Consider the following 21246-nt stretch of genomic DNA (forward strand, 5'->3'; position numbering starts at 1 on the left):
TCACATTGATGAATGTCGATATGGCGGCATAATGGTGTCCATGACCGCTGCCCTGCCATTGACCCGGTCCGTCACGGGGACGGACCCTTCCTGCTGCCCGCCGCCCGCCGGTACAGCCCTCGGGGTGGAGGAGGCCAAGCAGGCCGCGCTGGTTTTCAAGGCACTCGCGGATCCCAACCGCGTGCGGCTGCTCTCGCTGGTGAAGGCGGGGGAGGCGGGCGAGCGCTGCGTTTGCGACCTGACCGAACCGCTCAGCCTGGGCCAGCCCACCGTCTCGCACCACCTGAAGATCCTGGTGGATGCGGGCCTGCTGCACCGTGAAAAGCGGGGCACCTGGGCCTATTATTCCGTGGTTCCGGGCGCGCTGGACCGGGTTGCCGGACTCGTGACGGCCCTGTGACGGCCACGGTTACTTCACGTGGTTCGGCGGGGGAGGTCTTCCGGGTTTTCCTGAAGCTGGGCGTGACATCCTTCGGCGGACCCATTGCGCACCTGGGCTATTTCCGCGACGAACTGGTGGAGCGCCGCAAGTGGGTGGATGACAAGGAATACGCGGACCTCGTGGCGCTCTGCCAGTTCCTTCCGGGGCCCGCCTCCAGCCAGGTGGGATTCGGCCTGGGGCTGCACCGGGCCGGACCCCTCGGCGCCCTCGCCGCGTTCCTGGCTTTCACGTTGCCGTCCGCCGCGCTGCTGGTGGCGTTCGCCGCCGGCGTCTCCCTGTTTCAGGGGGTTCTTGGTTCAGGAATCCTTGACGGGTTGAAAATCGTGGCCGTGGCGATCGTGGCGCAGGCTGTCTGGGGGATGGCGAAGGCTCTGACGCCGGACCGGGAACGGGCGTCGATTGCCGTGGTGGCGGCATTGACCGTGGTCCTGCTGGCGGGCCCGCTGGGGCAGGTGCTGGCCATCGCCGTCGGTGCGTTGGCGGGCCTGTTCTTCTGCCGGGCCGGGACCGGCAGCGTGACGGGTGCGCTCCGCTTCCCGGTGAGCAGGGCGGCCGGGGCCGTTTGCCTGGTCCTGTTCCTGGTGCTGCTGGCCGGCCTGCCGCTGCTGACCCTGGCCACCGGATCGGCCGGCCTCGCCCTCTTCGATGCGTTCTACCGTGCCGGCGCGCTGGTGTTCGGCGGCGGGCATGTGGTCCTGCCCCTGCTCCAGGCCGGCGTGGTCAACCCCGGCGGGGTTACCCCCGAGCAGTTCCTGGCGGGGTACGGCGCTGCCCAGGCCGTTCCGGGTCCGCTGTTCACGTTTGCGGCCTACCTGGGGATGCTGTCCGGCGCCGGCCCCGGCGGCGTTGCCGGTGCCGCCGTCGCCCTGGCCGGGATCTTCCTGCCCGGCTTCCTCCTCCTGGCAGGAGTGCTTCCGTTCTGGGACAGGTTCCGGACCCGGCCGCAGGCGCAGGTGCTGATGCGGGGGGCGAACGCCGCAGTGGTGGGGATCCTGGCCGCGGCCCTCTACAACCCGGTGTTTACCACCGCCATCACCGGGCCCGGGCCGTTTTGCCTGGCCCTGGTCTGCTTCGTCCTGCTCATCGCGTGGAAGGCGCCGCCGTGGGTGGTGGTGCTGGTGGGGGCTGCCGGGGGAGTGCTGCTGGCCATCTCCCCCCTTTGAGTTTTATGGGCAGATATGGCGACTTCAGAGGCCCAGAAGTCGCCATATCTGGACAAAAACTCCTGTGAGTCTTACAGCGGCTGGTTTGGGACTAGCTGGCAGTGTTGATGCCGGTCGTTCTGCTTGCCGCGTGACTCGAAAAAACAATTGCCCCTCGAGGGTGCCTTTCCCACGACTCGTCCGCGCTGGGTGGAGCGGCCGGCGTTGATCGAGCTTCAGCTGGTCTTGAATGAAGCGGTCCCGCGCGTGTCTGGGAGCAGGGCCGTCCCGCACTCAGGTTAAGCATCGAAGGGCGTCTGGATTTTTGGGTCCTGGGACAGGGATGCAATCACTGACGCTGCGACGTCGCGGAGTTTGGTATTGCGGGTGCTGGAGGCGATTTTTAGGATTCTCACTGCTGCGTCCTGGCTGCAGCGGTTTTGGGCCATGATTGCCCCGGCTGCCAGGTCGATGACGGTCCGTGATTCAAGTGCTGCAGCCAGGTGGTTTTTGGATTCGGTTAGTGACTGATGCGAACGGCCAGCCGGAGCGGTGTAATCCGGCCAGCGGTGTTCCCGGTGCATGTCAGGCACGTGGATAACTGCCTCTTCACGGATGGCTGTCAGGCATGGCCCCTCACCGACCCGGTATTGGGTTTCGTCGAGCCGGACGGCGCCCGCTTCGCTGCTGGCAACTGTCACTGGCTTCTTTTGCCGCATGAGTGTGATGCTGCAGAAGGCAATGGCAGGGTCAGACAGTGTGCGAGCGGTGAAATCGGCCAGTTCGTCCAGCATCACCTTCACGTCTTGGGTACTTAGGACGAGGTCCTGGAGGTGGTCGATGAGCAGTTCTGGCTGCAGATGACCTGATTCGTGGGCGATGATGGGATCTTTTCTCTTTCTGGGGTGAGCGTTCTAGCTGTTTCCTGTATGGACGATGCTTTCAGGGTCCTGCTGGTGCGCGGGGGCGTCGGAGAGGCCCTCGGGGGTGAGATCGAGGTCCTCGACCTCATTGTTAGTTGTTGTCTGGGCAGTGGTGTCGCTGATGTCCGTCATGACCGATATACCTTCACTTCTGGCAGGTGATGAATGATGTTGATTCTGGTTCAACGAGTGCAATGGGGCAGTTCCATCTGGAAGCCGCATTGGCAGCCTAGGACCGTGGTGGCGAGGCAGGCGGCAAGGGACTCCCTCGGGTCGGAGGGGTTGTGGATGGCGAATGTCTGCATCGTGGTTTCTGTCTGCGGCGCCGGCGATGCCGTCGGCTCGCCGCAGTGAAACTATCCGTTGTCCCGGTGAACGGGGTCCTTTTGCCCTGTTGCACCAAGGGCGTATCGCCCGCGGCTGATTCTCATTGCGGGGCACGTACTGTTCGGGGCTATGGTCACAGCCGGTTACACCACGGCCTGGTAGCTGGAGAGGATGTAGTCCGCCGCTGCAGGGCCCTTCATCCGAAGATGCTGAGTAGAACCTGCGCGCTGTCGCATTGCTGCCCAGAAGGTCTCTTCCGGACGCGGTGTTTGGTGGGACATCAGGCACCAGCTGGTGTACAGGCCGTAAAGGGAGTCCCCGTCAAGAGTCGTCTCGGACTCCTGGTCACAGTAGGTGGCTTCCTGGAGGAACTGGTCAAATGGTGAATGTGCCATGACGGCTCTTTTCAACAAGGTGCAGTTGTCCACCGTTCGGCTACAGCGGTCTCAAACTCAACGCCTTGCACAGGGACATTGAGCGGAACTGCCGGATCATCGTGAGGTCTCCGGCAGGGTGAAACAAAAGGAAGGAGTTTTTGTCGTGGTGCAGCGACTGTTTGCATCGGTGCCGCTTCGAGGTCCGGGCGCGGACGCCGGAAAGATGCTGTCAGGTCTGGATCTTCGCGTTCATAGGTCTCCCAATGTGGAGAGAGCGGCCAAGTGGCCTTGCAAACCCAGATCCAGGGGAACCATGTCAACAACTTCTCTACACTGTAGACTGTAGGCGTAGAAGAGCTCGTGAGCAAGCTTACGTTTCCCGCCAAGGGCGCGGGCCTGACGCTACCAGCAGGACGGATCCTTCATGCCTTCTCCCAAGAACCCGGCCACAAGGTCAGCACCGCGGAAGGCGCGGCTGAGCAGGGAAATCGTGCTCACAACAGCCCTAGAACTGGTGGACTCCGAAGGCCTGGACGCCTTGAGCATGCGGCGGCTGGGCCAGGAACTCGGGTGCGACCCGATGAGTCTTTACCGGCACGCAGCCAACCGGGCAGCCCTGCTGGACGGGGTCACCGAAATCGTGTTGGACGAACTGGCGATCTTTCCCGACGACCCGGACTGGCAGAACAGTTGCGCCGGATCGCCCACGACCTGAGGCTCTTGGCCCTGCGACATCCTAACGTCGTGCCCCTGTTGGTTACCCGTCCACTCGCCACTCCTTTAGGCTTGCGCCCGTTCGGGACAATCCGCCCGCTCGAACAAATCCTGGGGCTGCTCATAAGGGCGGGCTTCGCCCCCGCAGATGCCCTTCACGTCTACCGCGCCTACTACGGCTTTCTCTACGGCCACATCCTCAACGAACTCCAGGAATTCGTGGTTGACCCGGAAGAGAACGAAGCGCTCCTGCGCCTGGGCCTGCATCGCCTGCCGCCAAAACAGTTCCCCCACCTCCGGGCGCTGGGCCCGGTCCTGGCCGACTACGACGGCGACGCCGCACTGGACCAAGGCCTCAACATCCTGCTCAACGGACTCACCTCGCAACTTTCCGCGCGTCAACCCCCCGGTTCCGACAGGGTGTCAGAAGGCGGACCCCGGGGCACTCCGGGCCGGTAGGACCCATAGGCGGCGACCTGCCCGTCTCCGGCGCCGCGTTCCAGCAGTAAAGCGTCATTCAAGCAGAAGGGAATATCGAAGTGGTTTCTTCAGATATCGCTAGATTCCAAGGTAGCTTCAATGTCATCAACGGGCTGTGGCCGCTGGTGCACATGCGCAGCTTCGAGGCGGTTAGCGGACCCAAAACCGATAAGTGGCTGGTTCGAACGGTTTCAGGCCTGCTCATCACCGTTGGCCTGGAACAAGTCCGTGCAGGCTCCCATGCAGAAGGGGTGATCACAGCCAAGCGCCTTGGCGTTGGGACAGCTGCCACACTGGCAACCATTGACTTGATCTACGTGGCCAAAGGTCGGATCAGCAAGATATACCTGCTGGACGCCGCCGTCGAACTACTCATCATCAGGCGCTGGCTGATAAATACCTAGGCCGGATCCGCCCCGCAACCGCGAGGTTCTGGATGCGAGAATCCCCCCTTACCGCAGTGGACCGGTTGTTTCCTCGAGCATTTTCAAGACGCCCCTGGACCAGACGCGCAGGGGCGGGGTCTAGGGGGCCCAAGCGCCGTCGTTGGCGGCCATGTCTTGCCCGGCCAGCTGGTTTCTGCCTTAGGGCGGTGGCTTAGTCGTGGTTCCAGACTTTGATCGACGAGCAGTAGAAGCAAAACGAGCAGGGGGATGAGGACCAGGTTCGGGACGACTCCCAGGAGCAGGCCGCCGGCAATGGTTCCGGTATGGAGCCCAGGGTCATCGCGATGAGGAACCGTTTGCTTTGTCCCAGGACCGAGAAGCTCTTGTCTTTGCTGAAGCGGGCGAAGGCCACGAGCATGGTGGGCAGCGACACCGCCAGGGAGAGGCTGCCGGCGATTTTGATGTCGGTGCCGTAGAGCAGCACGATCGTAGGGATCAGGAGTTCGCCGCCGGCGACTCCCATCAGGGCCGCGACGACGCCTATGAGGATACCGGCGACGATTCCGAACACAGTCCGCGGGGCTGCGGGAATGCTGAGGGGGTCCACCGGAAAGAAATGGGTGATGAACAGCAGCGCCGCGATCAGGACGAGCAGGACGGCGATGACCCGGAACAACGTTTTCGACTTGAGCCTGGTAGCCCAATGCGGCCCAATCCACGCGCCCACAAGGCTTCCGGCCAGCAGGTTCAGCACGATGTACGAGTGCGGCGATAGCTCCGCGAACGGGACAGCAAATAGTCGGGCTGGCAGGGCCGTGATCACGACGATCAGGCTCATGGCCTTGTTCATGATGATGGCCTGCAGTGCCGCGAAGCCGAACACCCCGATGAGCAGGGGAAGCCTGAACTCAGCACCGCCCAGGCCGATCATGCCCCCCAAGACACCGATGATCGCGCTGGAAGGAAGACCACCGGGAAGGACTGCTGTCGTGCCTGTCCGGGCGTCGACAGCGTGGCGGTATTGTTCATACCCGGAAAATTACCAGCCCGCCTGCCGAATCCGGCTGTCTACGGGCAGCAGGTCGCTCGAACGGGCCATGACAATACCCGCTTCGTGGGAACCCTACTTCACTCAAGCGACCGGCAAAGCAACTTGTCCGCGCCCGCACCCGTTTCCAGCCGCTTGACAGACATAGAAGCGTCGGCGAGGTTAGCGTCGGCGGGTCAGCGCGCGCACCGCGGCCGCGGCACCCAGCCCGGCCAGCACCCAGGGCCCGCCTACCAATAGTGGATCGATCCACTGGTGGTTCACGTCCGCCCGCTTCTTCCCCAACCGGGAGCCCAGGCCGTGCCGGGAGAACTCGCTGAGCACCCCCGTTTCCGTCACGGGGTTGTCCGGCCGGGCTGAAGCCAGGGACGTCAGGTGGTGCTCCCAGGCGTCCACCCGGTCCGCCGCGATCAGCAGCAGCCAGTGCGCGGCGCGGCCCTCGCTGTACTTCCGGTAGGCGAACTTCCGGATGGCACCCGAGACGCCCTTGGGAGGAGTGGAAGTCCCGAACACGGGCGGCAGCATGGCATGCTCAATGGACCGCTCCCGGGGCCAGGACTCCGGCTGGCGTTCGGGAAAGTCCCAGTGCGCCCCGGTCTGGATGCCGGGCTGTTCGCGGGGGTAGGACGGCCGGTCCGCCGGGTTTAGGTCCGCCCCCCAGCCCGGGATGCGTGCCCGCAAAGCGTCCGCGGTTTCCCTGGCGCCGGACTTTCCGGAAACATACGGTGTTGCTGTCTCAGACATGGACTCTTCCCTTCACGGTTCAGGACGCCTCGGCGACGATGAGGGGCTTGATGCAGTCATCGAGCTTCGCGGAAAACATGTGATAACCGTCCGCGATGTGTTCCAGCGGGATCCGGTGGGTGACGATGTCGCTGGGCTTCAGATACCCGTTCCGGATGTGCTCGAACAGCCGCGGCCACTGCCGTTTCACCGGGCACTGGTTCATCCGCAGGGTCAGCCCCTTGTTCACGGCGTCACCGAATTTCACGGCGCTGAAAATCGGCCCGTACGCGCCCACCACGGACACGGTGCCGCCCTTGCGGACGGAATCGATGGCCCAGTTGAGCGCAATGGGCGATCCGCCCTGCAGCTTCAGCTTGGTGCCGGTCACATGCTGGAGGAAGTTGCCGTCCGCTTCGGCCCCCACGGCGTCAATCACGACGTCGGCGCCCAGGTAGTCGGTGGCTTTCTTCAGGTGCACCACAATGTCGTCGTACTCCGCGAAGTTGTACGTCTCGGCGTGCGCGAAAGTCCGGGCCTTCTTCAGCCGGTATTCCAGGTGGTCGATGACGATCACCCGGCCGGCGCCCATCAGCCAGGCGGACTTGGCGGCGAACAGGCCCACCGGCCCGGCGCCGAACACCACCACCGTGTCGCCTTCGACGATGTCGCCGAGTTGGGCGCCGAAGTAGCCGGTGGGCAGGGCGTCGGTGAGCAGGACGGCGTCCTCTTCGTCCATCCAGTCGGGAATCTTTGACGGCCCCACGTCCGCAAAGGGGACCCGTACGAACTCGGCCTGGCCGCCGTCGTAACCGCCGCAGGTGTGGGAGTAGCCGTAGATGCCGCCCACCGCCGTCGCGTTCGGGTTCACGTTATGGCAGTTTGAATACAGCCCGCGGGAGCAGAAGTAGCAGGACCCGCAGTACACGTTGAACGGGACCATCACGCGGTCGCCCACCGTCAGGTTCTGCACCGAGGAACCCACTTCGTGCACCACGCCCACGAACTCATGCCCGAACGTCATGCCCACCCGCGTGTCCGGCATCATGCCGTGATAGAGGTGCAGGTCGGAGCCGCAGATGGCGCCGGTGCTGACCCGCACGATCGCATCGTTGGGGTGCTCGACTTTGGGGATGTCTTTTTCCTCGACCCGGATTTTGTACGGGCCGCGGTAAACCATTGCTCGCAAGGGTGCCGCCTCAATGTTGGCTGGCAGTGGAAAGGTCCCGTCATGCAGGAGCCGCCCCTTGGCTCGAGGTCCCACCGCAGTGCTTCACAGGCTTCCATCTCCGTTGCAGGTGGTCAAGGTCCTTTCAGCGGTGGACATTGGGAGGTCTAGGCCGGTTAGCGTGTACCACGGCGGGTATGGACTAGGTGGACAGGGCACCTTACCGAGGGGGAACAGGGATATGTCAAAGGGAACCTCCGTCCGGCGCACTGCAACGCCGGCTGCTGCTCCGGCATTCGTGTTCGGGATGGGCGTGGGCGGCTTCGTGGACGGAATCGTGCTGCACCAGCTGCTGCAGTGGCACCACATGCTCAGCCACACCGAGCCCGGCAACACCAAAACCGTGGCCGGGCTGGAGCTGAACACCCTGGCGGACGGGTTCTTCCACAGCGCCATGTGGGTGCTGGTGGTGGCGGCGGCCGTGCTGACTATCCGGGCGCGGCGTCAAGGGCGGCTTTCGGCGCGCTGGCAGTTCCACGCCGGGCTCGCTCTCGCAGGCTGGGGCGTCTTCAACGTGGTGGAGGGCCTGGTCAACCACCAGCTGCTCGGCATCCACCATGTCCGCGACGATCTCGGCGGGCCCCTTGCGTGGGACCTGGGGTTCCTGGGCCTGAGCACGGTGCTGGCCGCCGTCGGCTGGTTTTTGTACCGGAACGGCAGGCAGCGCCCAGACTAGCTTGCCACGCGCATCTTAATTCGTGGGTCGCAGAAATTACGACGGCGGCGCGCCGACTTGGGTGCCGGCCCGGGTTGCGGGCGTGAAGCGGAGGGGGTGAGGGGGTGGATTCGGGCGTAGGCTTGGGGGAAAGGCTCTCTCTTTCCCTCTCTTGGGCAGCATGGTTCGCGCCTTGTGCCAGGGCAGGGTGCGAGTGCAAGGAACTACCAGGAGTGGGGTCCGCCGTGGCCGAAGAACTGATGTGGGATGCGGGACACGGCCGCCTGGGCGAGTTTGTGCTTGCCAGTTCCCAGGTGGAGGACTTCCTGCACGATCTTGCCGTCTTCGCGGCCAACGACCTGTCAGCCCCGGACTCCGTTGTCAGCTGCGGAATTACCCTCGTGCGCCACAAGAAGCCCACCACCGTCGCCAGCAGCGACGACCGGGCAAAGGCAATGGACGAGGTGCAGTACCAGTCCAAGGACGGACCCTGCTTGACGTCCATCCGGGAAGGCGTCACCGTGCACGTCCCGGACCTTGCGAATGACGGGCGCTGGCCGGACTATGCCGCGGCGGTAGGCGAAGACAAAATCAACTCCGTCCTCGCCGTACCTTTCCTCGCCGAGGGCGGGGCCAAGGCAGCGCTGAACCTCTATGCCGAGGGAAGCCATGCGTTCTCGGACGAGGCCATCCGCCGGGCCGAGGACTTCGCCCTGCATGCCAGTACGTCGCTGCGCCTGGCACTGCGGATCGCGCAACTCACTGACAACAGCAACGACCTCACCGAGGCCATGAAATCCCGGACCATCATCGATCTCGCCACTGGCGTCATCATGGCCGAGAACAGGTGCAGCCAGGAGGTTGCAATGAACATCCTCAAGAAGGCGTCGAGCAGCCGCAACATCAAGCTGAGGGATGTGGCTGCGGCCGTACTTGCATCCATCAGCAATGAGACGGTCTACACTCACTTTGATGCCTGAGGGCACCGGCGGGCCCGGGCTGTCAGCGGGGGTAGCTCAATACACCTCGTCCGCGTAGGGGGCGTGCAGGGACGGGGTCCCGCCCACCATCTCGTTTGCCGCCATCGCCAGCAGGTCGCGTTCGGTGGCGGGCAGGGACAGCATGCCTTCCACGTAGGCCTGGACCTCGTACTCGCCGACCGAACCGCTCATGCCGAAATACTGCAGCCACAGTTCACTGATGGTGATGTCGGCTGCCTGCAGAACCTCCATGAGCCGGCTGCGCTGTTCCGGCTCATGCATGTCGAAGCCCACAATTTCCCCTCACTGTTCCGGCATCGCCTTATGGATCAGCCTTTCACTGGCTTCAAAGGCTCTGGTCCGGGATCTCCATCTGGAAACCGCACACGCAGCGCAGCACCCGGGTGGCCAGGTAGACGCCCAGCGTCTCAGGCAGCCGCCGCTCGTTGTAGGTGCTGTGGATGCTGCGGACCTCCGCTCCGGCGGCCCGCATGGGCTGTCCGCAGTGGATGTAATGTCCCCCGAACGCCAGTACGTTGGGAGTGCTGCCGGCCCGGTTCAGGATCCGTGCCACCTCGGTGACGTCAGCCGCCTGGGTGAAAGGCATACCGCAGCCGGTGCACCGGAAGGATACCTCCACCAGGGAGGCATGGGATGCAGAGTCCGCGGGAAGCGCATCAATCGAGGTGATCTCCAGGTGGTGGTCATGCCCGCACCGCCGGCATGCCAGCGGGCCGGGCCGGAACTGCGGTGCGTCCCGGTAGCCGTTCGCAGGGGTGGGCATCAAGCTACGGCCGGGTAGCTGTAAAGGATGTAGTCCGCCGCGGCGGGGCCGGTCATGTGCAGCCGGGAATCGTGGACGTCCACTCCGCACCGGTGCATCCCGGCCCGGAAGGCCTGATCCGATTTAGGAGTGAATCCGTGCAGGTTTGCCCAGCTGATGTACAGGCCGTACAGGCAGTCAGGGCCCAGCATCGAATCGCTGGAAGGATCAAAGATGGTTGCTTCTTCAAGGAACTGTTCGAAATGCGAGGCTGCCACGATGGGGCCCTTCCGCTCCTGCATCATACGCCGCCGTTGGACTGCAGCAGCTACTCCCGGGGCCTGTGCAGATGGGCCGGGGAGGGCGGGCCATGACGCCCGTCACAGTTCCGAATGTACCGGTGATCGGGAGGGAAGTACAGGGCTTGGCGTACGACGTCGGGATGGCAGGGGGTGTCCGCGCGAGGGAAAGTCCCCGCCCGGACACGACGGAGCACCCGGGGGCGTTGCCGTCCCGGGTGCTCCGGATCCTTCAGGTGTGCTGGCTATGCGTGCGAGTACGTCAGGCAGTCCGCGTTGTCACGGCCGGGACCTACATGCACCTCGGGCGCCTTGCACATCAGGTGGTCGTTGTGGACGCATTCACTCCGCTGGCAGGCTCCGACGTCGGCCAGGACCTTGGGAAGGCCCCCGTGCACTCCGGTTTCAATGAACGTGGCGCAGTGCGCGTGGTTTTCGGCGCCGCCCACGGTGATGGCGGCTGCGTTGCAGTTGGTGTGGTCGTTAAAGGAACAGTTCGTTACGCTGCAGTCCGCGACGTGCGTTGTCATTGGAAAGTCCTCCTTGGCCGGCCGCCCGGGATAGGCGGCCCTCGTGCGTCTACCGTAAGCCCGCCGGAACCAATCAAAAAGACCCAATACTGTTCGCTAATTTCCGGCCTTCCGGCGTGTCGCGGCCACGCAGGGGCCTTCGCGTCCCAGAAAAACAGGAGCCTCTGGCCCTTTCCGCGGATTGATAAGGGTGCTTATTATGTTGTTCTCTTCGGCGGTAAGCAGAGTCCGTCATCACTTCCGTCCGCCGCTGCAGCCGCGGACTGGCCAGCATACGGCTATCGAAGAGATTGGAAGAAAAGCCGAGATGAATGACATTCCTGAGCACAATGTCCCCGGGCACAGCGTCCCTGAACACAAGGACCTGCCCCTGCCGGACTACGACCATCTGCCTTTGGGGACGCTTCCCACGCGCATCACGGGTTTGGCGGAAGCCGACGTGGCGCAGCTGATCGGCTACGAGAAGGAGCACGGGAACCGGCTGCCTGTCCTGCAAGTCCTGGAGAAGAGGCTGCAGGACCTGCAGGCGGGTGCGGAGCCGAGCGGGCCGCAGGCACCCAGTACCCCGGAAGTGACACCAGGTGCCGCGCCCGCGCAGCAGCCCACATCGGTGCCCGGTCCGCCGGTCAACCCGCCGTCGCAGGGGGTGCCCACCAACCCGGCCCAGCCGCGCACATGACCTGAGGAGTGGGCATGGACAGGCAGGACAGCCCCGCCGCCGCTGCCTCAACGGACGACGGCGGCGCGGACCCGCACGCCTATGTCCACTCCCGGCGGGCAGACCTGAAGCGTCAGTTGGCCGAGTGGGTGCAAGTCCCGGGAATATTGGGGGAACCCGGGCACACCAAGGACCTGCTCCGCTCGGCCAACTGGCTGGCCGCCGCGTTCCGGGACATCGGCTTCCCCGTGGTTGAGGTGCAGCCCACGGGGGAGTCGCACGCGGTGTACGCGGAGTGGTGTGCGGGCCCCGGCGCGCCTACAGTCCTGGTCTACAGACACCACGACGTCCGTGCCGTGAAGCCGGACAACTGGAACCAGACGGCACCGTTCCAGCCGGCGGTGCGCGAGGGCAGGCTGTACGGCCGGGGAAGCTCGGACGCCAAGGGCCAGGTCATGGCCCACCTCGAGGGAGTCCGCGCCCACCTCCACCAACGCTCTCTCACTTCCGGCGCCCAAAACCCCAACGCCCGTTCACTTATGGCGGCAAAATCTGAAACGCCCGCTCACCCCACTTCCCCCCAACAGGCAGGCCCCGTACCCGCCGTCAACCTGAAATTCCTCGTCGAGGGCGAGGAGGAAGGCGGTTCCCCGAACCTGGCCAAGCTTTTGGAGGAACAGACGGAGCGGTTCCAGGCCGACGTCGTCCTTTTCTCCGACACCCTGCTCTGGCGCGAAGACCACCCCGCCCTGTGCGTGGGCCTGCGCGGCATGCTCAGCGCGCAGCTGGAGGTGTTCGGCCCGGAGCGCGACGTCCACAGCGGTGCCGTCTCAGGCAACGCCCCGAACCCGGTGTTCGAAGTGAGCCGGCTGCTGGCGCAGCTGCACGACGAGGACGGCCGGATCGCCATCCCGGGGTTTTACGACGACGTGGAGCCGCTGCCAGCGGACCTGCGGCAGGCTGTTGCGGACCTTCCTTACAGCGACGAGGACTGGCTCGCGCGTTCCGAGAGCGGTGCCATCACAGGGGAGGAGGGCTACACGGTGCTGGAACGGCTGTGGCTGCGCCCCGCCGTCGAGGTCACCTCCCTGGTTGCCGGCGATCCCAGGGAAGTCTCCCGCGCTGCCGTGCCGGCCGTCGCCGCCGCGGACCTCAGTTTCCGCACAGTGCCGGGCCAGCGAGTGGAAAAGGTGGCCGAACTGCTGCAGCAGTGGGTGAACGCCACCATCAGTGGCGCCTTCCAGCACCGGCTGACCCCGGACATAAAAACGGCGCAGGAACCCTACCGGGCCCCGGACCACCCCGCAGTTCCCGCGCTGGAACGGGCCATGGCGCGGGGCTTCAGGTCGGGCAGCGTAGGCAGGATGGGCAACGCGGGCGGAGGGCCAGCGGAGCTTCTGTCCCGCCTGCTCCATGCGCCGGTGCTGTTTTCGGAACCGGGCTTGTGGAGGACCACTGGCATGACAGCGACGAGAGCGTCAGCCTGGACGTCCTGGAGAACGGCGCCGTGACGCTGGCCTGTTTCTGGGACGAACTTGCAAGGATACAACGAGCAAAGGACGACGGCGATGGACACCTTTCCGAATAACGGCACCGGCGGTCCGGGCACGGGCAGCGGCGGGAACATCAGGACCTTCGGTGTGGAGGAAGAACTGCTCCTGGTGGACCCGGGCAGCGGGGACGCCGTGCCGATGGCGGGGGCGCTCCTGGATCTGTATGTCCGGCCGCTTGAGTCCAGTGCCGGTCCAGTGCTGACAGCCGAATTCCAGCAGGAAATGATCGAGGTGGTCACCCCGCCGCATTCCACCATGGCCGCCCTGGAGGCGGACATCGTGGCCGGCCGGGCCATCGCACACCAGGCGGGGGAGGACGTGGGGGTGCGGGTGGCCGCACTGGGCACCTCGCCGCTGCCCTGCGACCCGCACCCGGTGAAGCTGCGGCGCTTCGCCGCCATGGCGGAGGAGTACGGGCTGACCGCACGGGAACAGCTCACCTGCGGCTGCCACATCCACGTCTCGATCGAATCACCGGAGGAGGGCGTGGGGGTGCTGGACAGGATCCGGAACTGGCTGCCGGTGCTGACCGCGCTCAGCGCAAACTCGCCCTTCTGGCACGGGCAAGACACCGGCTACGCCAGCTACCGGTCGCAGGTGTGGAACCGTTGGCCGTCCGCCGGGCCGCTGGAAATCCTGCGGACACCGGACGCCTACTACCAGCTGGTGCATGACATGGTGGACACCGGCGTCGCGTTGGACGAGGGCATGATCTACTTCGACGCCCGGCTCTCCCGGCACTACCCCACGGTGGAGGTCCGGCTCGCCGATGTCTGCCTGCGGCCGGAGAACACGGTGCTGCTCGCCGGGATCGCCCGGGGATTGGTGGAAACGGCCGCGCGGGAGTGGCGGGCCGGCGTCGAACCGGTGGCCGTGCCCACGGCGCTGCTGCGGCTGGCCGGCTGGAAGGCCAGCCGCTGGGGACTGCGCGGGGAACTCCTGGATCCGGTGACCAGCAGGCCCGCGCCGGCGCTCGCCGTCGTCAATTCCCTGCTGAACCATATCCGCCCTGCCCTGGAGGACATCGGGGACCTGCAGCGCGTGGAGGAGCTGACGGACAACCTGCTGCATGTGGGCACCGGCGCCGTCCGGCAACTCGAGGTGCTGCACCGCACCGGCGACCTCGAGGACGTGGTGGACGACGCCGCCAACTGCACGGTGGGGGTCGCAGCGGGCGGCGCCTAGGAATTCTGGAGCGGAACGGGTGAGGCGTCAGCAGACTTGGGTCTTTCTGCCCTAGAAGGCGGTGCTGCCCGGGAGTTGACTGGAATTGCGGGCGGACCGCCCGCAGGAGGTTAACTAGCAGGGAGGCCACTTCCCGGGAGGACGCGGCAATGTTCGAGTTCCTTGACAGGGCCGACGCCGGCCGGCGGCTTGGGCAGCGCCTGGCCGGACTGCGGGGCCGGGACGTGGTGGTGCTGGGATTGCCCCGCGGCGGAGTTCCGGTGGCGTTCGAGGTGGCAAAAGCCCTCGACGCGCCGCTGGATGTGATCACGGTCCGGAAACTGGGGGTTCCGTTCCAGCCGGAAGTGGCCATGGGCGCCATCGGTGAAGGTGGTGCCCGGGTCCTGGATGAGCGCGTCCTCTCCCTTGCGCGGGTCACGGACGATGACCTGGCCGGCGTCGAAAGCAGCGAACGCCAACTGCTGGAGGATCGGACAGCGCGGTACCGGCAGGGCCGGCCGCGCGCTGACCTCCACGGACGAACGGCCATTGTGGTGGACGACGGGATCGCCACCGGATCAACGGCGCGGGTTGCGTGCCGGATTGCCCGCCAGCTTGGCGCGGCCCGGGTGGTCCTGGCGGTGCCGGTGGCCCCGGCCCGTGCCATTCCCTCGCTGAAGGAAGCGGACGACGTCGTTTGCCTGGCTACCCCGCGGAACTTCCGGGCCGTGGGCTATTACTACTACGACTTCTCGGGCACGGAGGACGACGAGGTGGTCCGGCTGCTGGACGACGCCGAACACCGGCTCCGCCTGGTCCGCGGCAAGCATAATTCAGGAGGGCAGGATGCAGGGTGAAACAGGGCAGCAGGGCTTCGTGCGGGGTGAAGGGGCCGAGGAAGAAGTCGAGATCCCGGCCGGAGCAGTCCGGTTGAGTGGAAGCCTGTACCGGCCTCCCGGGTGTGAAGGCATGGTCATTTTCGCCCACGGCAGCGGAAGCAGCAGGCACAGTCCGCGCAACCGTTATGTGGCGTCAGTCCTCCATGATGCCGGACTGGGCACGCTGCTGCTTGACCTTCTCACCCCGGCGGAGGAAGTGGACCGGAGCAACGTGTTTGATATCGCCCTGCTGGCCCAGCGGCTCTGCTCTGCCACCCGGTGGGTGGAATCGCGGCAGGACGGCTGGCATGGCCGGATCGGCTACTTCGGGGCGAGCACGGGGGCCGGTGCCGCACTGTGGGCAGCCGCCGAACCGGACGCCGAGATAGCGGCCGTGGTGTCCAGGGGCGGCCGGCCGGACCTTGCCGGGGCACGGCTCGCCGCCGTGCGTGCCCCCACGCTGCTGATCGTCGGCGGCTCCGATCCCCAGGTGCTTACCCTCAACCGGGAGGCCCAGTCCCTGATGCGGGCCATCACTCGGCTGGAAATCGTGCCGGGAGCCAGCCATCTTTTCGAGGAGCCCGGAACCCTGGCCACGGCGGCCGGACTGGCCGCGGGATGGTTCAGCCAGTACCTCCTCGCTTCATCGGACGGAAGCTCCAGGCGGGAGGTCCAGCAATGACCGGTGGAAGCGGCGATGAGGACGCCGGCCGGGGACCGGAGCTGGACGAGATCCTGGCCCTGGCCCGTCCCCTGGACACCGCCGCCGACCTCGACGGGCTGGTCAGGCCCTGCATGAGTTCTTAGGCGAGCGCTTCCGGGCGCACCTTCAGGGAGCGCAGGGATCGCATCAGCGCGACGGCGGTCAGCGACCCGGCTGCCAGGATGGACGCCAGCACCACCACCTGGAAGCGGCCGGCCTCAAGGGGTGAGGCGCCGCCGAAGATGGCGCCCACAAAGGCGCCGGGCAGGGTTACCAGGCCGGTGGTTTTGGTCTGGTCCGTGGAGGGGATCAGGGCTGCGTGCACGGATTCGCGGGCCTGCCTGAGCGTGGCACGGCCGGGCGTTGCGCCGAGCGCCAGCCAGCCCTCCACCTCGTCCCACTGCTCCCGCACCGCCTCATAGAACCTGCGGCCGGCCAGGACGGCGATGGTCATGCAGTTGCCGATCACGATGCCCCCGACGGCCAGGACGTACCGCGGCGCGAATTCGATGGCACCGGTGCCGAACACCACGCCGAGGGTCACCAGGACACCGGCCGCCATCGTGGCGGACACCACCGCGAACCGGTGCCAGGACCACGCCAGCCGGCGGGTGGCCGTCACCGCGGCCACGGTGAACATGACCAGCAGCGCCGCACCCACCCAGAAGGGATCGGTGATGATGCCGCCCAGGACCAGGCTGATGAGCGCCAGTTGGGCCGCCCCGCGGAGGATGGCGGCGGCGGGAGCAGCGTACGACGGCGTCCGCGAGCCCCACAGGACGCCCACCGTGAGTGCCACCAGGAGGGCGAGGGCCACGAGGGTGGGCACCAGGGCGGCAAGGTCAGGCATGCTGCCAGCTTAGGCGGGCCAGCAGGGACAGGTGCTGTACGACAGGCCCTGTCCCCGCCCGGTGACGCCTTAGGAGTTGCTGTCGGAGATTGCGGAGCTGACGGCCGTAGGGCTGTCGTATTCCTTGTCCGGAATAGCTTCGAGTGCCTGGATCACGTTGCTGTCGGCGCCCGAGTCCTTCGCCCTGGACAGCAGGGCGTCACGCTTTGCGGGATAGTCCACGCCGCCGAGGAACTTCTGGATCTGGATCGGGTTTGGGGTGTCGGCCATCAGGTTTCCTTTCTCGTGCCGGCTCTGAATCCGCACGCCGCCCCCGGCAGGAGGCGGGCGCGGACGGCTTCATCGTAGCCGCGACTGCTCCCGGTGGGAACGGGAGCGGGTGGATCCTAGGCCTGCTGGCTGAACCCCTCCGCCAGGTTTTTGGGACCCTGAACAATGATCTGGTCGTCGTCGTACAGGACGGTCTGGGCGGTGGTGTGCGTCCAAGTCCCGCCGGGCCGCTTCACGGCCACGATGGTGATCCCGTACTGGTCGCGGAGGCCGAGGACACCGAGCGGCCGGTCCCGGGCAACCAGAGGCGGCTGGGTGCGGATCATCACGAAGTCGTCCTCGAATTCCACGTAGTCGAGGATTGAGCCGCGGACCAGGTGCGCCACCCGCTTCCCCATGTCGTGCTCGGGCCGGATCACGTTCTCGACGCCGAGCTGGGCCAGGATTTCGGCGTGCGGTTCGCTGATGGCCTTGGCCCAGATCTGCGGATGCTTGAAGGTGAGCAGCCGGGAGGTGGTCAGGATGCTGGCCTCAAGGTCCGTGCCGATGCCCACCACTACCCTGTCGAACTCGTGGACTGACAGCTGCCGCAGCACGGCCTCCTTGGTGGAGTCGGCGCGGACCACGTGCGTGAGGACGCCGTTGTAGGACTGCACGATCTCCTCGTTGCTGTCGATGCCCAGCACCTCCGTGCCCTGCGCTTCCAGCTCCAGCGCCAGTGACCCGCCGAACCGGCCCAGCCCGATTACTGCCACGGAGTCAGCCTGGGCGGCGCGTCCTGCTCGCCGGGAAAACATGTCCTTAGCCAATGAGGGGCCTTTCCTTCGGGTATTCGTACATGATGGGGCGGCTGCGGAGAGCCAGGGCGGTGGCGAGCGTGACGGGGCCCAGGCGGCCGATGAACATGAGCAAGATCAGCACCACCTGGCCTGCCGGGGGCATTGCCGCCGTGATGCCGGTGGAGAGCCCCACCGTGGCGAAGGCGGAGACCACCTCGAAGAGGATCCGTTCCTGGCCGAAGTCGGTGATGAGCATCAGGAACATGGTGGACGCCGTGATGAGGGCGATGGCCAGCAGGACCACGGTGATGGCCTGGCGGTGGACGGCCCGGGAGAGGCGTTTGCCGAAGATGTTCACCGCCGTGCCGCCGCGCAGTTCGGTGGCCATGATGAAGAACAGGACGGCGAACGTGGTGATCTTGAGGCCGCCTGCCGTCCCGGCCGGGCCGCCGCCAATGAACATCAGGATGTCCATGCCCAGCCAGGACACCGGGTGCATCTGGCTGATGTCAATGCTGTTGAATCCCGCGGTGCGGGTGATTGTGGACTGGAAGAACCCGCCCAAGACCCGCTCACCGGGAGGTAGCGCACCCAGCGTGGCGGAGTTTGTCCACTCCGCGGCCGTCAGGAACACCGTGCCGCCAACCAGGAGGACAGCGCTGCCCAGCAACACCAGCTTGGTGTGCATGCTCCAGAAGACGGGCTGGCGGAACTGGCGGCGCAGTTCGAACAGGACGGGGAACCCAAGGCCGCCGATGATCACGGCCGCGGCAATGGGCAGGCATACCCAGGGATCGCTGACGAACCCCATGAGGTTGTCCGAGTACAGGGCAAACCCGGCATTGTTGAAGGCGGAGATCGAGTGGAACACCCCGTGCCACAGCGCCTTGCCGGGGGAGTAGCCGTAGCCCAGCAGGAACCGCAGCATCAGCACCAGGGCCAGCGTGACCTCAACGAGCAGGGTGATGATCAAGACACCCAGCAGGACCCGGCGGACGTCGCCAAAGCCGGCGCTCTTGGTTTCCGCGGCGGCCAGCATTTTGGAGCGCAGGCCCAGCCGCCGGGCGGTCAGGACACCCAGCAACGTGCCGAAGGACATTACCCCGAAACCGCCCACCTGGATCAGCGCCAGGATCACCACCTGTCCGAACCCGCTCCAGAACACCGGTGTGTCCACGGTAATAAGTCCCGTGACGCAGACGGCCGACGTGGCGGTGAACAGGGCCTCCAGGAAGGAGGCGCCGCCGCCGCCGTTCCTTGCGACCGGCAGCATCAACAGCCCGGTCCCCACGGCGATAGCTAGCGCAAACCCGAGGACGATGAGCTGGGCAGGGTGCCGCGGCAGCAGGCGCCGGCCGAGCTTTTGCAAGGTGGAGAGCTGCTGGTTCTGGAAGGCCGCGACCGAGCGGCTGTAGCCGGCAAGAATTAGGCTTGGTTTTCGCCTCCGGCGCGGTGGCGTGGGGCCGCGCTGGTAGGCCTTCAAATGCATAGGCGTCACCGTACCACCTGGGCAGTGCGTTGCTGGAAAGGGCAGCGGCCAACGCAGGGATCAGCCGTTGCCGCGTTTTTTCTCGGCTTCCTTCTGCGCCTCTTCCAGCTTCTTTTCCGCTTCCTTGCGCAGTTCCTCGGCTTCCTCCTGGGCCTTCTCCCTCTGCTCTTCGGCTTCCTTCCTGGCCTCCTCCGCCTGTTCCAGCTGCTCCTCGGTCAGGGTTGCCGTCGCGGAAGGCTGCGGGGCAGGAGCCACGGCTGCCGCCAGATCATTGCGAATGCTACTGATCGCGGCCTCTATCCGGCTCTTCCGCTGCTCGGACATCCGGCCCTGCCCGGCCGCCGTCGCCACGTCCTGGCTCAGCTGCTGAAGCTCGGCCTGGGCGGCGGGAAAGTCCTGCTGGGCCGCGTGCTGCTTGGCCACGGCCACCCGCTGCTGCAGCTGTTCGGCCACCTCGCTGTCCAAGTCGGGTCCGGCGGAACATCCGGCCAGGAGCCAAAGGCCAAGGCACGCGGCCAGGATCAGGGCCGTGAATCTTCGGACCGGGGTGTGCCTCATGGCGTGACGCTCTCTTCCAGTTCCTTGAAGTGTTCGCCCAGTTGCCCCGGAATCGTGGGGCCCGGAGTTTCCGCCGGGCCTGGCGCCGGCTGCCGGATCGATGTCAGCAACACCACGGCGAGGACCACGACGACGGCGGCCGCCGCGGCCAGGATCCACAGCCGGCTGCCGCGCAGGTCAGCAGGCTTCCGCCACGGACGACGCGAGGGTGCGGCCTGGCGGGCCCGCTGCTCCCCGGCGGAAGCCGGCGCGTGGGATGGCATTCGCGGGGCAGGCTGCCAGGAGGTGGCGTTGGTTGCCTGGTGTTCCGGCAGGAGGGGAAGCCGGGCAGCCGCTGCCGGGATGCCCGGTTGCCGCGGGGCAGAACCCGCATCCAGGACACGGGTTGCCGGAAAAGACGGCTCCGCGGCTGCCGAGCCCTTCGCCTCTTCAGCGGGAAGCGCCCAGCCGGTGGCGGCACCCAGCGTGGCTGCCACGTCCGCCGCAGTGGGCCGGTCCTGCGGGTTCATGGCCGTCATGGCCGTGAGCAGCGAGGTCCACTGCGGCCCCAGGGAGTCGGGGACTTGGGGGCCGCGGGAGAGCCGGGCGACGGCGGCTTCCATGGGCGGCCCGGGAAAGGCCACGCTGCCGGTGAGTGCTTCCAGCAGGACAAGACCCAGCGAATAAATATCAGCCGGCGGCCCCACCGCGTCGCCCCTTGCCTGCTCCGGACTCAGGTAGGCAGCCGTTCCGGGGACCATGTTGGTTGCGGTGACCCGGACGCCGTCGAGCATCCGCGCGATGCCGAAATCGGCGAGCTTGGGGCGGATCGGGGCGTCGGCCGCGTAGCGGGTGAGGAGGATGTTGGCAGGCTTCACGTCCCGGTGCACCACGCCGCGCTGATGGATGTAGTGCAGTGCCTCGGCCAGTTCGGCTCCCAGCCGCGCGGCGTCGTTACCCGCCAACGGCCCGTCCGCCAGCTGCCGGTGGAGGTCTGTTCCCTGCACCAGTTCCATGACCAGGAACGGCACTTCGCGCTGCCCGCGGACCAGCGTCCCGGTGTCGAAGAGCGTGACGAGGCCATGGTGATTCAGCTGCGCCAGCATCCGGGCCTCCGACTGCTGCCTCGCGAGCTCGTTGGCGTCGGTGATGTCGTCGCGGAAAATCTTCAGTGCCACCGGCCGGTCCAGAACCTGGTCGGTGCCCCGGTAGACGCTCCCCATCCCGCCGTGGCCCAGCACTTCGTCCACCCTGTAACGCCCGCCCAGGACGGTCCCGGCCAGGCCGGTTGCCGTGTGTTCGGTCATGGTTGCCGCCTTCCGTTTGCATCCACTCTAGGCGCATCGCC

General features: G+C 66.2%; 27 protein-coding genes and 1 pseudogene. 12 read left to right on the forward strand and 16 right to left on the reverse strand.

All coding sequences use genetic code 11. The features are described from left to right. Nucleotides 1-31 precede the first annotated feature (31 nt). Nucleotides 32-400, forward strand: a complete 369-nt coding sequence (locus AC5RUO_RS02930) for an ArsR/SmtB family transcription factor (protein WP_494010070.1) — start codon at nt 32-34, stop codon at nt 398-400. Continuing rightward, on the forward strand, nt 397-1605 hold the full coding sequence (gene chrA, locus AC5RUO_RS02935; RefSeq protein ID WP_494010071.1) for a chromate efflux transporter: 1209 nt from the start codon (nt 397-399) through the stop codon (nt 1603-1605). Before AC5RUO_RS02930 ends, chrA begins: the two co-directional genes overlap by 4 nt. A gap of 278 nt (nt 1606-1883) precedes the next feature. On the opposite strand, the gene AC5RUO_RS02940 is transcribed toward chrA, so the two are convergent. From AC5RUO_RS02940 to AC5RUO_RS02950, 3 genes are all read right to left on the reverse strand, one after another. Next, the gene (locus AC5RUO_RS02940; protein ID WP_494010072.1) at nt 1884-2378 is read right to left on the reverse strand and encodes a GAF and ANTAR domain-containing protein; all 495 of its coding nucleotides are present in this window, start codon (nt 2376-2378) and stop codon (nt 1884-1886) included. Between the two features lie 120 nt (nt 2379-2498). Beyond that, nucleotides 2499-2639: a hypothetical protein gene (locus AC5RUO_RS02945; RefSeq protein WP_494010073.1), complete on the reverse strand. Its 141-nt coding sequence runs from the start codon at nt 2637-2639 to the stop codon at nt 2499-2501. 338 nt (nt 2640-2977) lie between these two features. After that, a complete protein-coding gene (locus AC5RUO_RS02950; protein ID WP_494010074.1) occupies nt 2978-3229 on the reverse strand; it encodes a hypothetical protein in 252 nt (83 codons plus the stop codon). A 406-nt stretch (nt 3230-3635) separates the two neighbouring features. On the opposite strand from AC5RUO_RS02950, the pseudogene AC5RUO_RS02955 reads away from it, so the two are divergent. Together AC5RUO_RS02955 and AC5RUO_RS02960 are read left to right on the forward strand one after the other, a co-directional pair. Beyond that, nucleotides 3636-4384, forward strand: a pseudogene (locus tag AC5RUO_RS02955) (TetR/AcrR family transcriptional regulator C-terminal domain-containing protein). An 80-nt stretch (nt 4385-4464) separates the two neighbouring features. Beyond that, a complete protein-coding gene (locus tag AC5RUO_RS02960) occupies nt 4465-4809 on the forward strand; it encodes a hypothetical protein (protein ID WP_494010075.1) in 345 nt (114 codons plus the stop codon). 193 nt (nt 4810-5002) lie between these two features. Here AC5RUO_RS02960 and AC5RUO_RS02965 read toward each other — a convergent pair whose 3' ends face one another. The 3 genes from AC5RUO_RS02965 to AC5RUO_RS02975 form a co-directional block, all read right to left on the reverse strand. Next, a complete protein-coding gene (locus tag AC5RUO_RS02965) occupies nt 5003-5743 on the reverse strand; it encodes a sulfite exporter TauE/SafE family protein (RefSeq protein WP_494103367.1) in 741 nt (246 codons plus the stop codon). Between the two features lie 258 nt (nt 5744-6001). Beyond that, the gene (locus AC5RUO_RS02970) at nt 6002-6583 is read right to left on the reverse strand and encodes a hypothetical protein (protein ID WP_494102755.1); all 582 of its coding nucleotides are present in this window, start codon (nt 6581-6583) and stop codon (nt 6002-6004) included. A gap of 19 nt (nt 6584-6602) precedes the next feature. Further along, nucleotides 6603-7751, reverse strand: a complete 1149-nt coding sequence (locus AC5RUO_RS02975; protein ID WP_494010077.1) for a zinc-dependent alcohol dehydrogenase — start codon at nt 7749-7751, stop codon at nt 6603-6605. A 220-nt stretch (nt 7752-7971) separates the two neighbouring features. Here AC5RUO_RS02975 and AC5RUO_RS02980 point away from each other — a divergent pair, with 220 nt between their 5' ends. Both AC5RUO_RS02980 and AC5RUO_RS02985 read left to right on the forward strand, forming a co-directional pair. Then, nucleotides 7972-8466, forward strand: a complete 495-nt coding sequence (locus AC5RUO_RS02980) for a DUF2243 domain-containing protein (RefSeq protein WP_494102756.1) — start codon at nt 7972-7974, stop codon at nt 8464-8466. A 212-nt stretch (nt 8467-8678) separates the two neighbouring features. Further along, nucleotides 8679-9425, forward strand: coding sequence for a GAF and ANTAR domain-containing protein (locus tag AC5RUO_RS02985; RefSeq protein ID WP_494102757.1), 747 nt, complete (start codon nt 8679-8681; stop codon nt 9423-9425). A 36-nt stretch (nt 9426-9461) separates the two neighbouring features. Here AC5RUO_RS02985 and AC5RUO_RS02990 read toward each other — a convergent pair whose 3' ends face one another. The 4 genes from AC5RUO_RS02990 to AC5RUO_RS03005 form a co-directional block, all read right to left on the reverse strand. Then, entirely contained in the window at nt 9462-9707 is a 246-nt protein-coding gene (locus AC5RUO_RS02990) for a hypothetical protein (RefSeq protein ID WP_494102758.1), read from the reverse strand. 64 nt (nt 9708-9771) lie between these two features. Further along, nucleotides 9772-10209, reverse strand: coding sequence for a hypothetical protein (locus AC5RUO_RS02995; protein WP_494102759.1), 438 nt, complete (start codon nt 10207-10209; stop codon nt 9772-9774). Then, nucleotides 10209-10466 carry a hypothetical protein gene (locus AC5RUO_RS03000; RefSeq protein WP_494102760.1) on the reverse strand — a complete coding sequence of 86 codons (258 nt, stop codon included), beginning with the start codon at nt 10464-10466 and terminating at the stop codon, nt 10209-10211. Before AC5RUO_RS03000 ends, AC5RUO_RS02995 begins: the two co-directional genes overlap by 1 nt. Nucleotides 10467-10732: 266 nt before the next feature. Beyond that, nucleotides 10733-11017, reverse strand: a complete 285-nt coding sequence (locus AC5RUO_RS03005; RefSeq protein ID WP_494102761.1) for a DUF1540 domain-containing protein — start codon at nt 11015-11017, stop codon at nt 10733-10735. Nucleotides 11018-11324: 307 nt separating this feature from the next. Here AC5RUO_RS03005 and AC5RUO_RS03010 point away from each other — a divergent pair, with 307 nt between their 5' ends. From AC5RUO_RS03010 to AC5RUO_RS03035, 6 genes are all read left to right on the forward strand, one after another. After that, nucleotides 11325-11696 carry a DUF8129 domain-containing protein gene (locus AC5RUO_RS03010; protein ID WP_494102762.1) on the forward strand — a complete coding sequence of 124 codons (372 nt, stop codon included), beginning with the start codon at nt 11325-11327 and terminating at the stop codon, nt 11694-11696. A gap of 14 nt (nt 11697-11710) precedes the next feature. Beyond that, entirely contained in the window at nt 11711-13186 is a 1476-nt protein-coding gene (locus AC5RUO_RS03015; RefSeq protein WP_494102763.1) for a M20/M25/M40 family metallo-hydrolase, read from the forward strand. 57 nt (nt 13187-13243) lie between these two features. After that, entirely contained in the window at nt 13244-14413 is a 1170-nt protein-coding gene (locus AC5RUO_RS03020) for a carboxylate-amine ligase (protein WP_494010092.1), read from the forward strand. A 149-nt stretch (nt 14414-14562) separates the two neighbouring features. Beyond that, a complete protein-coding gene (locus AC5RUO_RS03025) occupies nt 14563-15249 on the forward strand; it encodes a phosphoribosyltransferase (protein ID WP_494102764.1) in 687 nt (228 codons plus the stop codon). Next, on the forward strand, nt 15239-15952 hold the full coding sequence (locus AC5RUO_RS03030) for a dienelactone hydrolase family protein (protein WP_494102765.1): 714 nt from the start codon (nt 15239-15241) through the stop codon (nt 15950-15952). The genes AC5RUO_RS03025 and AC5RUO_RS03030 overlap by 11 nt, the downstream gene beginning before the upstream one ends. Next, nucleotides 15949-16077, forward strand: a complete 129-nt coding sequence (locus AC5RUO_RS03035) for a hypothetical protein (RefSeq protein WP_494010095.1) — start codon at nt 15949-15951, stop codon at nt 16075-16077. Before AC5RUO_RS03030 ends, AC5RUO_RS03035 begins: the two co-directional genes overlap by 4 nt. Here AC5RUO_RS03035 and AC5RUO_RS03040 read toward each other — a convergent pair. The 6 genes from AC5RUO_RS03040 to AC5RUO_RS03065 form a co-directional block, all read right to left on the reverse strand. Continuing rightward, nucleotides 16074-16823, reverse strand: coding sequence for an ABC transporter permease (locus tag AC5RUO_RS03040; RefSeq protein WP_494102766.1), 750 nt, complete (start codon nt 16821-16823; stop codon nt 16074-16076). The genes AC5RUO_RS03035 and AC5RUO_RS03040 overlap by 4 nt on opposite strands. Before the next feature lie 69 nt (nt 16824-16892). Then, a complete protein-coding gene (locus tag AC5RUO_RS03045) occupies nt 16893-17093 on the reverse strand; it encodes a DUF2795 domain-containing protein (protein ID WP_494010097.1) in 201 nt (66 codons plus the stop codon). A gap of 116 nt (nt 17094-17209) precedes the next feature. Continuing rightward, nucleotides 17210-17902 carry a potassium channel family protein gene (locus AC5RUO_RS03050; protein ID WP_494051270.1) on the reverse strand — a complete coding sequence of 231 codons (693 nt, stop codon included), beginning with the start codon at nt 17900-17902 and terminating at the stop codon, nt 17210-17212. Further along, a complete protein-coding gene (locus tag AC5RUO_RS03055; RefSeq protein WP_494102767.1) occupies nt 17895-19361 on the reverse strand; it encodes a TrkH family potassium uptake protein in 1467 nt (488 codons plus the stop codon). Before AC5RUO_RS03055 ends, AC5RUO_RS03050 begins: the two co-directional genes overlap by 8 nt. A 60-nt stretch (nt 19362-19421) precedes the next feature. Beyond that, nucleotides 19422-19919, reverse strand: coding sequence for a hypothetical protein (locus AC5RUO_RS03060; RefSeq protein ID WP_494102768.1), 498 nt, complete (start codon nt 19917-19919; stop codon nt 19422-19424). Beyond that, nucleotides 19916-21205 carry a serine/threonine-protein kinase gene (locus AC5RUO_RS03065; RefSeq protein WP_494102769.1) on the reverse strand — a complete coding sequence of 430 codons (1290 nt, stop codon included), beginning with the start codon at nt 21203-21205 and terminating at the stop codon, nt 19916-19918. The genes AC5RUO_RS03060 and AC5RUO_RS03065 overlap by 4 nt, the downstream gene beginning before the upstream one ends. Between the last annotated feature and the right edge of the window lie 41 nt (nt 21206-21246).

It is taken from the genome of Arthrobacter sp. Y3221087 (assembly GCF_059089905.1).